The organism is Rhizobium azibense (genome assembly GCF_004342325.1).
In the GTDB taxonomy this organism is placed as follows: domain Bacteria; phylum Pseudomonadota; class Alphaproteobacteria; order Rhizobiales; family Rhizobiaceae; genus Rhizobium; species Rhizobium etli_B.
Map to the genome: position 1 here is coordinate 226549 of NZ_SMBJ01000002.1, position 12684 is coordinate 239232.

Sequence of the window (12684 nt, forward strand, 5' to 3'; positions counted from 1 at the left end):
GTAGCGGACCATCTCCAGTTCCATCATGGTCTTTTGGTCCAGCCCTTCATAGGCGGCGCGCGAAACTGCCCTCGGCAGTTCATTCGCTTATGCGTGCACTTCAAACGTGCCTGACGTTATCTGAACGCCACCTCCATGTGTTGCCGGTCCTGGGCGATCACCTGACAACCCGTTTCGAAACCTTCTCCTTTAATGGCCAGAACGAACTCGGGAGGAATACCGGCCGAGTTTGAAACGGAAAGCCCGGCGCTATCGCTACCAAGAGACCTAATGGTGCAGTCGATGGTTGAACGTCGATCGTTAAAAATGATGGAACCGGCCTTCAGGACCCGACGACGGCTACCCGTCGTCGGGTCCGTTTGAATGGAACTCCACGAAACGCAACGATTTCGTCCCTTATGCTTGGCCTGATACATCGCCGCGTCCGCCTGGGCCAGAAGTGTCTCGATGTCTTTGCTGACGATCGAGAGTGCCGAAACTCCGAAGCTGGCTGTCGCGCTCAGCGTGCCATAGTCGCCGCAGACTTCCTGCGACGAGATCGCAGTCCTCAGTTTTTCTGCGACTGCAATTGCGCCTTCCCGGTCGATATGGGGAAGGATAATGGCAAACTCTTCGCCTCCGAGGCGGCCGAACAGATCGCTGGCCCTCAGGGCTGTCCTGCATGTTGAAGCGACAGTTTTGAGAACCTCGTCTCCGGCAGCATGACCATAGGTGTCGTTGACCCGCTTGAAATGATCGATGTCGAAGACGACACAGGAAAGACTGTGTTTGTGCCGCAAAGCCAGAGAGATGAATTGCTCCGCTTCCTGCTTGAAGGCGCGCCGCGTAAGAGCTTCGGTCAGGCTGTCGGTGGCTGCCGATTGCAGCAATTCGATCCGGTCCATGGCGGCACCTGCAAGCTCGGTGAGGATCGCCAGATCCTTGCTGCCGAATGATCTTGGCCTGCGATCTATCGCGCACACCGTACCGATTGCGTGTCCGTCATGCGTTTTCAACGGGACGCCTGCATAAAAACGGATGTGGGACTCGCCCGTCACCGCCGGATGCTTCGAAAACCGCGGATCCTTGGTGGAATCCTCCACGACGATTGGTTCTTCGCAGTCCACGACGTAGCGGCAGAACGTGTTTTCGCGCGGCACCTCATCGGATGAAAGGCCCGAGCAGGCCTTATACCATTGACGATGTGCATCGATCACCGAGACGATTCCGATATCGATTGCGAAGATTTCCTTGATCAGCCGCACCACCCGATCGAAACCTTCGTCTCTTGGCGTGTCGAGTCGAAGCGTTCCAGTGCAGCCAAGCGGGCTCTTTCCCGCTGGGCGGCCTCTGCAACTGACTTCCCGAATGGTCTTGCCCCTGCCATTTCCGCGTCTCTCCTCAAAGGTTCATGGCGTCGATGATCCAATCGAAAAATTAACAAAGGAATTCGGCGATGGCGAAAAATTGACGCTGAGGGATTCGTTGGCCGCCTACTGAGCGCCTGACGCGCTTGAAATATCCGTCGAGCCGCAGTCTCCGCAGCCATTGTGGTGGCAGCTCAGACTTGTCAACCATTTCCCAGCGCCGATCACGTCGCTTCAGCAGTATCGTGAACTGGTTTTTCTGCGCGCTCGGCGTTTGACGGCTGCTGAAACTCAGCGGTTGAACATATCCTGCCACTGCTTCTCGCCGATCATGCAGTCGGTAGCCGGTACCTCGCCGGCAATTTTTTGCATCACCTCAGGCGGGCCAAGGCCACTGATCTCCATCACCAGCTTGCGGCGCACAGCAACGGCGAAATCCTCGATCTTGCGAACCGGCAGCACGAAGGATCCGGGGCCACCGATCACGCAATCGGCATAATATTTGTCAAGCCCGCTCGGAGCATCGGATGGTCTCAGCATAATCGCGAGACCGTTGATGACGATGCCCGCCCTTAAGGCCTTGTCCCGGGTGGTCATGACCGGATCGCCGGAATTGTTTGGCCCGTCCCCGGAAACGTCGATCACCTTCCTCACGCTGTCGTAGGGGCTTGAGGCTATCATTGTGGCGCCTTGGGCTATCGCAGCGGAGATCGAAGTGCGACGCTGCGTGCTGATCGGTCGCGCTTCCAGCCTATCGGCGAAATCGATTGCATCCTGCTGCGTCTCGATCAGCTGCCACTCGATCACGGAATCGGGTACAACATAGCCTGCCCATTCAAAATAGCTGATGACGATGCGGCCGGTGAGACCGCTGTTCACTGCTTCGATGAATTCCTTGTGCTTGAGCGCGTCGATATAGCCCTCACGCTGGATGCGAACTTCCTCAAAATCCATGGACCGTGAGGTATCGACAGCAAGGACAAGCTCGACATCGACCTCGCCTTCCGTGGCTTGCGCCACTGTCGAGGCGAGACCGGAGAGGCTGATGAGAACCGCGAGTGTCGTAAACATCGTCAACCAATCACTGCGTAATCCATAAAGGACTGTAACACAGCCTGGCGAGAGAATGACCCTCGACTGCCTGCGTTCCTTCAACTTTCAGTGAGAGAAAAATATGGCCTTGTCGCCGGGTTCCGACGGGTGATCAGCATCTCGACAACCGGATCGACGCGACCCGCCCGATCGTCGGCTGTGCCGCGGCACTGACTGAGCGAATTGCGGCTGCACCGCAAATGGTTGCGATCATGGCAGGCCATCTTCAAAGTACCTGGTATGCCATGCTTGCCTGCGGCAGATGTTCCGCTAGTTGGGTTCGAATGGATGTCCAGGAGAATGCAGTTCCCACTGGTTCGTTGAATACGTCCCAACAGGTGCCGCTTCACGTGCAGGACCCAGCTGCCATGGCGGAAGTCGAACGGCTTCTCACACGCCGGACACGTGACATCCGTCTCAAAGGCGAGCTTCGTCGCCTGTTTCGGGAGCGCTCCTGGTCGCGAACGGCCAAGATCGTTCGCGCCTGGATGATATGGGTAGCTTTGTTGGATGTGCTGACGCTGTCGCTCAACATGTTGATGCTTCCAGGAGCCGTCACCCTGCCGATGCTGCCAGCGAGCAGCGTCCTTCCGGCCGTCACAATGGCCGTCGCCGTTGTTTGGCAAAGGCCGCGCGCCCCCTGGCTCCAAGGGCTCTCGCTGATTGCCGGCATGTTTCTCATTCTCTTGTCGATCGCATTGGTGGGCGTGAGTGCGGGTGGCGAGTTCTACGAGCGGCACCTGAACATCATGCTTTTCGTGGCGATTACAGCCATCATCATCTTTGGCATACCATTGGCGTGGACGGCGACGATCGCCGCTTGGGCCCTCGGCCTTTATCTCGTTTTTCAGTTGCTGAACCCAAACCTTGAAATCGGGAGCGCCCTGGCTGCGACGCTGTTTTTTGCCAGTGGTATCATCGCAACGGTCGTTGCCAGACGAACCATGACGATTCTGGCCCAGAAGACATTCCTTCTTGAGCTTCGAGACCGCAGCCGTGTCGCCGAACTGGCCGACGCCAATGCCAGACTTGAGCATCTCGCAAGAACCGATCCTCTAACCGGGATCGCAAACCGGCGCTGGATGATGGAAACGCTCGATCGGCTCTGGGGCGGTGGCACCAAATGCCCTGCAGGCGCAGCCATGCTGATGTGCGATATCGATGAGTTCAAGACCCTAAATGATCGTCTCGGCCATGCTGAAGGCGATCGCTGTCTCGTCGAGGTTGCCGATATTATCCAGGACTGCGTGCGGCGCGATCGGGATCACGTGGCGCGCTACGGCGGCGAAGAATTCCTTGTCCTGCTTCCAGGGGTGGACGCGCGCGGGGCCATCGCTGTGGCTGAACAAATTCGCAAGAGCGTCGAAGCCGGCACGTTTCCCAACCCCGGATCGCACGTCTCCCGTTACGTCACCTTGAGCATTGGAGTGGCGGTACAGGCGCCAGCCGCAGAAGCGGCAACGCCCGAGCAGCTTCAGCATCGAGCCGACGCGGCGCTTTACATTGCCAAACAGGCCGGTCGCAATCGCGTGGTGCTCCACGGAGCGGCTCCATCGAGCATCTAAGCTCGCTTGTCCCGATACGGAGCGGACACTTGGCCAGTATGCCCAGTCGTAGTCTCGCCTTCGCCAGTCACTTTGGGATTTTCGAAGACAGCCACGGCCGCTCACACCGGAAACCGAGCCCCTCCGGGTGTCGGGATTAAGCCGCCGCTGTCGCCGCGTCACGGAATGAAACGAGTTTCTGGCGTCGATCATCCCATAGCACAAGCCCGACGCATTGCAGGCTTTGCCAAAGTGTAATGCGTCCGATTCCGGCAAGTTGCGGATGATCGCGCAGCACTTCGGGCAGCCTGTAATAGGGTATGCGGCTGGAGAGGTGATGGATGTGGTGAATGCCGATGTTGCCAGTCATCCATCGCAGCACCAGCGGCAAGTCGTAATGGGACGCACCGTGAAGGGCAGCTTGCGGAAACTGCCATTCGTTGCCCGTCGACCAATGTGTATCCTCGAACTGATGCTGGACATAGAAGAGCCATATGCCCGCCGCACCCGACATAAGCACGATCGGCAGGTGGATCAGCAGGAATGGCCATATCCCGACAATCCACATCATCAAGCCCGCAAGTGTGACGACAGCAAGGTTTGTTCCCATCGTCGATACCCAGGGAAGCGCTCCGGAATTCATCATTCCGATCGGCAGGCGCTGCTTGAAGAGGAAGAGCCAGGCCGGGCCGATGCCGAACATCACGAGTGGGTGCCGGTAAAGGCGGTAGCCGAGCCGCCTCATGGGCGAAAGGGCGCGGTATTCTGCAACCGTCAGGGTCGTGATGTCGCCAACACCTCGCTCGTCCAGATTGCCAGCCGATGCATGATGGGCGGCATGCGCCCGGCGCCAGTAATCGTAAGGGGTCAGCGTAAGCACGCCAATCACACGCCCGGTCCAATCGTCAATGCGGCGACGAGCGAAGAACGAGCCATGGCCGCAATCGTGCTGGATCATAAACAGGCGCAGCAGGAAGGCTGCGGCCGGAAAGACTGCCGCCAGTCCGTACCAGAATCCGTAAGCAAGGGAAAAAGAGGCGACAGCCCAGCATAGTGCAAACGGAATGATAGTGACAATCAGCTCGAAGGCGCTGCGACGAACCCGCGGCTGACGGTATTTCGACAGGGTTTTCAACCAAACTGCGACGTCGTCTTCAGGACGTAAGGCAGGTGTATAGACATTTGCATTCATTAAAAGCGGTTCCTGTTCGCGCATCTTGCACCATCTGTGCGCGCATGACCTGTTTGCGTCCATAAACGCAATGGTCGGAGCGTCAGGCCTGACGAGCCTTGCGCGCGGCATAACGGCGATCGCGTTCGGCCTTGCGTGCGGCTTCGGTGGCTTCGGCGCGTGAAACCTGATCGGCAATTTCTGCCTGACGAGATTCGGCTTCTGCCTTTTCCTCGGCCGCCGCATCGGCAAGAATTCGACGGTTCTGTGCCGCCTTCAATGCTTCCCGTTCGGCCCGACGCAGTGCACGGGCCTGGGTCACCGCATCACGCGCGGCAAGTCGGGCCTGCATGGCAGGATCGGCCGATTTCGGGGCGGAGGCAAACTTTGCCAAAAGCTCTCGTTTTGCATCAGCCGCAGCATTGCGGCGCTCGGTAAAGCCATTGTCGGTGGGACGTCTCAACAGATATTCCTTTGGATCTCGTAACGTTGCATGCGTGGAAAGAATGCGCAGCCAATGGAAGCCCGGTGCCGCACTGGTATCGTGCACTCCTGAAGGAGTTCCAGAACGGAAAGAGGCCAGACACGGGCCTGGCCCCTTGAAGCTTCATGCCAGTAAATCCCCGGTCACCGGCGGCTAAAGCTCAGGCGGCCTTGAGCTGGCTGGCAGACATCTTGCCCGACTTGCTGTCGCGCTCGAGTTCAAAACCGAGCTTCTGGCCTTCGACGATCGAATTCATCCCTGCACGTTCGACAGCAGAAATGTGAACGAAAACGTCGGCGCTGCCGTCATCAGGTTGGATAAAGCCGAAACCTTTGGTGGAATTGAACCATTTAACCGTGCCGGTCGTCATAACGAAGCCTTTCTTAGCAAGATTGTTCACCGCTGTGCGATGCACAGCGCGTTTTCGACTTTTGAGAGAGGGAAGTTCGTCACGAAGCGCTGGGCGCAGCAAAAACAAATATCGGCAAACAAAGTATCGATGGCCGGACTATAGACGCTTTGATCATCACGTCAACTTCTTGTTTGGGCGCTTTAGGAATATTCTACTTTCGGTAGAGCTGGACGCGCCACTCAGGTTGAGGGCACCACGCTGCTTCAGTTCTTCCGCCTGGGCAGTGGATATGCATCGTCTTCGTAAAACCTCTGCATCTGCTGCCCATCGAAGCGGGCTTCCTCAACTTCCAGAACGGAACCGCGAAGCATCGATGCGGGCATGTCCTCGATCGCAAAGCGAAGTGCTTCAGCGGCTGAATCAAACCTTTTGTACCGAAGGTGGCTCGTTCTCCTTACGGTCTTGCACGGATAAAGTCCTGCCGCAGCATTATAATCAAACGGCGCCATGGGAAGGCTCCTTACGGGCAAGCGGCGTCACGAGGTTGGCGTTTCTCGTGCGGTTTTCGAGCCGCTGCTGCCTTTCAACGGGCCTTAGTTCTCTCATTCTGAGGATCTGCCTGGCGCGTATGTCCTGTAGCTTGGCAGCATTGGAACCTTCTGGCGCTACGCGTTGGAACAGGCTCTGCGCCGTGTGGCGGGTCGTATCTATCATAAAGATATCCTTAAACATGGATGCGCGAGGCAGTAGCGTCCAGCGCAGTCATCTTCGCCAGGTGGAATTCGCAACGTCGCAGTTCCTGGATAGCCAAGCACTCGCCCGGACCGGCGAAATCAGGAAGCCCAAAGGCTGAAGACATAACAGAGAGATGGTGACGCGGACCACCCCTTTCAAGGCGCCGCCACAGCGTATCTCCGCGCCAAGCACCTTCGTGCGTGACCACCCGACCCTTCATAAAGTCAACCTTGGGGTCCACGAAGGTAGTCATTCGCTCTTGCGTGTCCGGCGTCGCTTTCGCACGCGCTGCAGACTTGATTCCTCCCCGGGTTCCACTTCTGCCGTCGAGGGCTTTGCCCCGCCTTCGGGCGCTGCGGGATCCGGATGGCTAGAGCGCTCGCGATTAAACTGCGCCCGCTCTTTTAGCAGTGCAAGATACCGCTCGCGAACTTGTGGCATGGTCAATTCACCAGTGACCCAACATTCGATCAAGGCATGAAAGGCTGGATCGGCATCAATTTCGAGACCGAGCCTGCGCGCGCGCCCAAATGCTTTATTGACAGCCAACCGACGACTTTTGATGCTCATGCAGATATCCGCTCAAATATCGAACCAAGTGCCACGATCCTTTATAGCGGGCTATGTGTCGACTCACCAACATGAGGTAGTGCCCACTAGCCCCGGCGGGTTGGCTGATAGCCACATCCGATCCCGACCAAATCTGATGCGGTTCGGTCATTTTCGCGCAGATCTGCCACCGGCGCTACGATCGCCTGGCATCGATACGGCTCGCAAGCACGTCGTCATGCTGCCCAGATGAGACGCTGGCATGAGTTGGGCGGGAAGCGCGCCTTCGGTAGGGTCATTGGTACCGGCAGGCGATTTCGGCAGAAAAGGAATTTCGAGAACCGTACACATTGATGTCGCCGCTTGTCATCGCATGAATCGCCCCGCAGTATCATCAATTCCTGCGCCCGGGCGATGGAGTCCAAACGGTTCCCGGTCCGCCGTCCGGAGCAGCCTCGACCATGACTGTCCGTTTACCTGCAGCGACCTTTCCAATGACGCCCACAGCATAACCGATCGAAAACAACGAGGCGATGACTATGGCATTGGAGAGGCGCAGGGCAATGGCAGCGTCTGATATGAACAAGACGGGGGAGACGACCAGTAAGGTAGGCATAAGGATCAGTAGAAATAGGGCTGACGCGCCTACAAAGTCCTGCGCTTGAGCTCGAGCTCGCACCTCTTCCGCTGGGAGACGCAGCGGCGGAGGAAGGGGGAGCAAGTACGTCGCTCACGGTGTCGACCCGACGATGGCAGAGGCCGTCGAGAGGGCCGGTGCAAAGGTGTTGCACACCATCTTCAGAGCTGCAGTAAGCAGCTCGCCGACGAGGTATCGACCATGTTGGGTTTGCTGGAGCAGTGGCATTAAAAAATGCGGAAGTCGCCAAACTATGTTAATTTCAACGCCGAACACCGACACGACGTTGGGCAGCGAGCCGCCTTCCGCAAGATTTTTTACCTTTAGGTACTCCTACCGAAGGATTGTGATCATGCGCAGAACATTTGCGTACCTGACGATCGCTACGTTCTTCTCGACCTCTGCCTTCGCAGATCCTGCCGCCCTAGCTGCAAACGTGAATTTCAGGGTTGGCCCCGGCACCGGATTTGACGCGATGCGTGTTATTCCTCAGGGCGAGGAAGTCGATATCAAGGAGTGTGATGCGGGAGCCTCCTGGTGCGCAGCAAGTTACTCATCAGCCTTGCTCGAAGGGCCCTGGGGCTTTGCCAGCTCGCAGTATCAAACAGGCCACAGGCAACACAGCCTATCCAGAACCGGGCGGAAACCGGGCCCGCACCACGCCGCAATCAGCAGTTTCGTCAACGGGCACCGGATCATCTTTCCATCGATCGGGCCGGGCGACAGTTCGGCAATCGGAATGAGTTGAGCCGCCATTATGGCCGGCTTCATCAGGGTTCTGGTCGTAACTTCCAGAACTTCGATCGCGGCGGCGGGTACAGCGGCGGTGGCCGCAGGTTCCATGGAGGCGGTGGTCGCGGTGGCGGAGCAGCCTTCCGCGGTGCTGGCGCGCGCGGCTGTGACGGCCGAGGACGCTGAGCGATCGAACTTACCTGGGCGCCACGGCTCGTCGAGCTGCTGTCGATCCTCGTCGCACCACAGTCGTGAATACCGGAAGAAATTATCAGTTGAGACCGCTGGGGGGCTAAGGTCCCGCTACAGCACCGCCAAAAGGGGCACCACCATGAGCCGCGAGAAGGCCCGACCGCAAACTTCCAATTTACCTGGATCTCATGAACTACCCACACACTATCGCTGCGGTCCGATCCAATTCAGGGGAAGCGATGACGGACTTTACGAGCGTCATCTCCTCTTCGACAACGTCATCGCCCCCGAAGATGCGGGAAACCGCGAGCGATACGAGGCGATCGCTCGATCGGTCAGAGATGTGCTCTCGCAGCGCTGGCAACACACGCAACAGACCTATGTCAGAGAGAACCCCAAGCGGATTTACTATCTGTCTATGGAGTTCCTGATCGGGCGATCTCTCATTAACAACATCGCCAATCTCGGTCTCGGTCCACTGGCCAAGCGGCTTTTCGATCAGGAGCACATAGATGAATTGGCCATCCTCGTCGAAGAGCCCGACGCGGGTTTGGGCAATGGCGGGCTTGGCCGGCTCGCGGCCTGCTTCCTGGACTCGATGGCGACCATGCAATTGCCGGCAATGGGCTACGGGTTGCGCTACGAGTACGGGATATTCAAGCAGACGATAGTTGACGGCTGGCAACGCGAACAGCCCGACAACTGGTTGCGCCGACCGGATCCCTGGGAAGTCGCCCGGCCGCAGGAGGCGGTCGAAATCAAGCTCGGCTGCTCCTTCGAGGTCCGCGGCGGGTATTTGCGGGTGGCTGCCGGGATGCCGTCCCGCCTGCTCGGCATACCTTACGACCGGCCGATCGCGGGCTATGGCGGCAGGACCATAAACACGCTGCGGCTTTGGGCCGCGGCAACGCCGGATAGCTTCGACTTCCAGGCCTTCAGCGCTGGCGAGTTCGTTAGCGCGCTGGCACAGAGGCTGACGGCCGAGACCGTCACGCGGGTCCTTTACCCCGATGATACGACTAGCATGGGACAGGGCCTGCGGTTCGTTCAGGAATATTTCCTGGTCGCATGTTCGCTCACCGACCTCATCCGGCGGTTTCGCTCGAATAACTCCGATTGGCATTCTCTGCCCGACAAGGTGGCGATCCAGCTCAACGACACGCATCCCAGCCTCGCAGTTGCGGAACTGATGCGTATCTTGCTCGATGACGCGAATTTGGGTTGGGATGATGCCTGGGATCTCACCAGGCGTTGTCTCGCCTACACCAACCACACCCTTTTGCCCGAGGCGCTGGAGAAATGGCCGCTGCGGTGGTTCGAATTGATGCTGCCGCGCCACTCCGAAATCATTCTGGAGATCGATCGACGGCTCAGGGACGAGATTCTGGCCCGTTTTCCCGAGGACCAAGGCCGCGTCGAGCGGGCGAGCCTGATCGAGAGGGGCGCCGATTGTCTGGTTCGCATGGCCAATCTCGCCATTGTCGGCTCGCACAGCACCAACGGAGTCGCCGAGATCCATTCGCGGCTGCTGCGCGAAACGACGGTGAAGGACCTTGCCGAGATATTCCCCGGACGGTTCAACAACAAGACGAACGGCGTGACGCCCCGGCGTTGGCTGCTCCTGTCCAATCCAGACCTTGCCCGCTGCATAAGCGACGGCATCGGCGATGGATGGATCACCAATCTCGCCGAACTTGAAAAGATGAAGCCGCTCGTCGACGACGGCGGATTTGTCGAGGCCGTCCGTGAAGCCAAACGAATGGCGAAGCAGCGCTTTGCCGAATGGCTGAAGGTAAGCGCAGGGATCATTGTCGACCCCGAGGCGATCTTCGACAGCCAGGTCAAACGCATCCATGAATACAAACGGCAATTACTGAATGCGCTGAGGATCGTCGCGCTCTACAACCGCATCCGTGAAGATCCCGGCCTCGATATGGTGCCGCGCACCTTCTTCTTCTCCGGCAAGGCGGCGCCCGCCTACCACGTGGCGAAGCTGATAATCAAATTCGTCAACAATCTCGCCGGCACGATGGACGCCGACCCGATCGTGCGCGGGCGTCTCAAGGTCGTCTTCCTGCCGGATTACTGCGTTTCGCTGGCGGAGCGTCTCATCCCCGCCAGCGACGTCTCCAACCAGATTTCGACGGCAGGATATGAAGCGAGTGGCACCAGCAACATGAAGTTCATGATGAACGGTGCGCTGACGATCGGCACGCGCGACGGAGCGACGATTGAAATGGCCGAGGCGGCAGGCGAGGAGAACTTCTTCCTGTTCGGGCTGACGGCGGACGAGGTCGCGGGGAGCCGCGGCTGGTACAGTCCGCGCTGGCACTATGACAACGAACCCGAAACCCGCGCGGTGCTGGATCTGATCCTGTCCGGGCATTTTTGCCGTTATGATCCCGATGTCGTCGATGTGCTCCGCAATATCCTTCTGACGAGCGGCGACGTCTTCAGGCACTTGGCGGACCTCACCTCGTATCTGGAAGCAGACCAGCGGCTGCAGTCTCTCTATGGCGATCGTCAAGCATGGACCCGGAAAGCGCTGCTCAACGTCGCGAATTCGGGAAGGTTCTCAAGCGACCGCACGATCGCCGAATATGCGGCCGAAATCTGGACCGCCAAACCCTGTCCCGTGCCTTGACTCGACGGGTGGGAGCGCCTCATGGTTCAACTGTGCGTTTTACAGGTTCGTGGAACGCTTCCTATTTTAACGACCACTCGGAGCGCCGACGAAGCCTGCGTCAGAGGGACCCGAGATGTCGTGTTGGTCCATAGCCGCCTGACGCGAACGCCAAACCGGTATGCAATCGTCTCCCACTCTCCAGACGCCCAGCGCTCCACGCGATGCTAATTGGCGAGCTGGCCATTCCAGACCCTCACTGCGGGTATCTCGTGATAGTAGGAGAGAACGCTTACCGTGCCCGTATTTAAGAGGAAATGCTGTCCCGCACGCGCTGGTAGTCCAATCCATCTCGCCGCAAGCACGCGCAGTACGTGCCCATGTGCGAACAGGGCAACATCGCCGTCAGCAGCCCGCGCCCGCCCCACGACCTGATCCACACGCGCAAGGACTTGCGACGGTGTCTCGCCACCCGGGCATCCATCCCGGAAAATCAACCAGCCCGGCTGTTTCGCCTCGATCTGCTTGGGCGTTAGCCCCTCGTATTCGCCGTAGTTCCACTCCATCAAGCCTGGATCGACGGCGGCTCTATCGCCGAGGCCCGCCAAGTCACAAGTCTCCCGTGCCCGCTGCAGAGGACTTACGAGAACGAGCGCGAACGTCTGTCTAGCCAGCAGCGGCCGCATTCGTTCCGCCTGCCGTCGCCCGCTGTCGGTTAAGGCGATTTCCGTTGTACCGGTGTGTTGTCCGCTCAGACTCCACTCGGTCTCACCATGCCTGATCACGAATACATTCACGTCCCGCCCTCCTCGCTTAGGAATTTCGGGGTTCCGTCCAACCTGCGCCCGGATGCGCCGCCAGTGGAACTACTCGTCGACCGCCTCACCGCGATGCGGTGGACTATCCGCCGCCTGGCACTGCCTCCATCTCATCTACGCGCCGACACTGGCCGCCCCGGTACAGCGAGCCGGTGGCAAAGGGCCCGCTGACCCATCTTTAGGTTCTCGTCGCGCCCATGCCACGCCTTCAGCGCCAGGTCCTGGAGTGCGCGCCCATATGAAAAGGCGATCTTCCACGGCTTTGGCCCAGGCAGTTTGGATCCCGAGCGCGTTGAAACGCTTGGTCAAAGTGGGGACGGTCTCATCCGCAGCTAGAATACCCCTCCCCTTTGCGACGAGCGCCGCCGCGATGCTCCCCAGATCGTGATTCATTGTGGGTCCCTACCTC

The 12684-nt window shown here is 58.7% G+C and carries 10 protein-coding genes and 3 pseudogenes; 3 read left to right on the forward strand and 10 right to left on the reverse strand.

Annotated elements, in window-relative coordinates:
- Positions 1-116: 116 nt before the first annotated feature.
- Together EV130_RS05230 and EV130_RS05235 are read right to left on the reverse strand one after the other, a co-directional pair.
- A pseudogene (locus EV130_RS05230) lies at positions 117-1366 on the reverse strand (sensor domain-containing diguanylate cyclase).
- Between the two features lie 271 nt (positions 1367-1637).
- Positions 1638-2417 (reverse strand): DUF1194 domain-containing protein, encoded by a 780-nt coding sequence (locus EV130_RS05235; protein ID WP_074064842.1) that lies wholly within the window; start codon positions 2415-2417, stop codon positions 1638-1640.
- A 305-nt stretch (positions 2418-2722) separates the two neighbouring features.
- Between EV130_RS05235 and EV130_RS05240 the strand changes: the two genes are divergently transcribed.
- A complete protein-coding gene (locus EV130_RS05240; protein ID WP_081377251.1) occupies positions 2723-4003 on the forward strand; it encodes a GGDEF domain-containing protein in 1281 nt (426 codons plus the stop codon).
- A 136-nt stretch (positions 4004-4139) separates the two neighbouring features.
- Here EV130_RS05240 and EV130_RS05245 read toward each other — a convergent pair whose 3' ends face one another.
- From EV130_RS05245 to EV130_RS05270, 5 genes are all read right to left on the reverse strand, one after another.
- Entirely contained in the window at positions 4140-5174 is a 1035-nt protein-coding gene (locus EV130_RS05245) for a fatty acid desaturase (protein ID WP_074065689.1), read from the reverse strand.
- Positions 5175-5256: 82 nt separating this feature from the next.
- Positions 5257-5616 (reverse strand): DUF6481 family protein, encoded by a 360-nt coding sequence (locus tag EV130_RS05250; RefSeq protein ID WP_074065690.1) that lies wholly within the window; start codon positions 5614-5616, stop codon positions 5257-5259.
- Positions 5617-5797: 181 nt separating this feature from the next.
- A complete protein-coding gene (locus tag EV130_RS05255; protein ID WP_022719019.1) occupies positions 5798-6007 on the reverse strand; it encodes a cold-shock protein in 210 nt (69 codons plus the stop codon).
- Positions 6008-6484: 477 nt separating this feature from the next.
- Complete coding sequence (locus tag EV130_RS05265) at positions 6485-6703, reverse strand: hypothetical protein (RefSeq protein ID WP_074065691.1); 219 nt, start codon at positions 6701-6703, stop codon at positions 6485-6487.
- 270 nt (positions 6704-6973) lie between these two features.
- Positions 6974-7294, reverse strand: coding sequence for a hypothetical protein (locus tag EV130_RS05270; protein WP_074064845.1), 321 nt, complete (start codon positions 7292-7294; stop codon positions 6974-6976).
- An 869-nt stretch (positions 7295-8163) separates the two neighbouring features.
- Between EV130_RS05270 and EV130_RS32465 the strand changes: the two genes are divergently transcribed.
- Positions 8164-8658, forward strand: a complete 495-nt coding sequence (locus EV130_RS32465) for an SH3 domain-containing protein (RefSeq protein ID WP_155774560.1) — start codon at positions 8164-8166, stop codon at positions 8656-8658.
- A gap of 315 nt (positions 8659-8973) precedes the next feature.
- Positions 8974-11478 carry a glycogen/starch/alpha-glucan phosphorylase gene (locus EV130_RS05280; protein ID WP_074064848.1) on the forward strand — a complete coding sequence of 835 codons (2505 nt, stop codon included), beginning with the start codon at positions 8974-8976 and terminating at the stop codon, positions 11476-11478.
- A gap of 206 nt (positions 11479-11684) precedes the next feature.
- Here EV130_RS05280 and EV130_RS05285 read toward each other — a convergent pair whose 3' ends face one another.
- From EV130_RS05285 to EV130_RS33825, 3 genes and pseudogenes are all read right to left on the reverse strand, one after another.
- Positions 11685-12254, reverse strand: coding sequence for a histidine phosphatase family protein (locus tag EV130_RS05285; RefSeq protein WP_074064849.1), 570 nt, complete (start codon positions 12252-12254; stop codon positions 11685-11687).
- A gap of 131 nt (positions 12255-12385) precedes the next feature.
- Positions 12386-12544, reverse strand: a pseudogene (locus tag EV130_RS05290) (class I fructose-bisphosphate aldolase); the annotation flags it as partial.
- Between the two features lie 16 nt (positions 12545-12560).
- A pseudogene (locus tag EV130_RS33825) lies at positions 12561-12668 on the reverse strand (class I fructose-bisphosphate aldolase); the annotation flags it as partial.
- Positions 12669-12684: the final 16 nt, after the last annotated feature.

Bases quoted from the DNA above. Each gene is read 5' to 3' on its own strand.
- EV130_RS05255 (WP_022719019.1), bottom strand. From the start codon at position 6,007: ATGACGACCGGCACGGTTAAATGGTTCAATTCCACCAAAGGTTTCGGC.
- EV130_RS05280 (WP_074064848.1), top strand. From the start codon at position 8,974: ATGAGCCGCGAGAAGGCCCGACCGCAAACTTCCAATTTACCTGGATCT.
- EV130_RS05235 (WP_074064842.1), bottom strand. From the start codon at position 2,417: ATGTTTACGACACTCGCGGTTCTCATCAGCCTCTCCGGTCTCGCCTCG.
- EV130_RS05245 (WP_074065689.1), bottom strand. From the start codon at position 5,174: ATGAATGCAAATGTCTATACACCTGCCTTACGTCCTGAAGACGACGTC.
- EV130_RS32465 (WP_155774560.1), top strand. From the start codon at position 8,164: ATGTTAATTTCAACGCCGAACACCGACACGACGTTGGGCAGCGAGCCG.
- EV130_RS05265 (WP_074065691.1), bottom strand. From the start codon at position 6,703: ATGATAGATACGACCCGCCACACGGCGCAGAGCCTGTTCCAACGCGTA.
- EV130_RS05270 (WP_074064845.1), bottom strand. From the start codon at position 7,294: ATGAGCATCAAAAGTCGTCGGTTGGCTGTCAATAAAGCATTTGGGCGC.
- EV130_RS05240 (WP_081377251.1), top strand. From the start codon at position 2,723: ATGGATGTCCAGGAGAATGCAGTTCCCACTGGTTCGTTGAATACGTCC.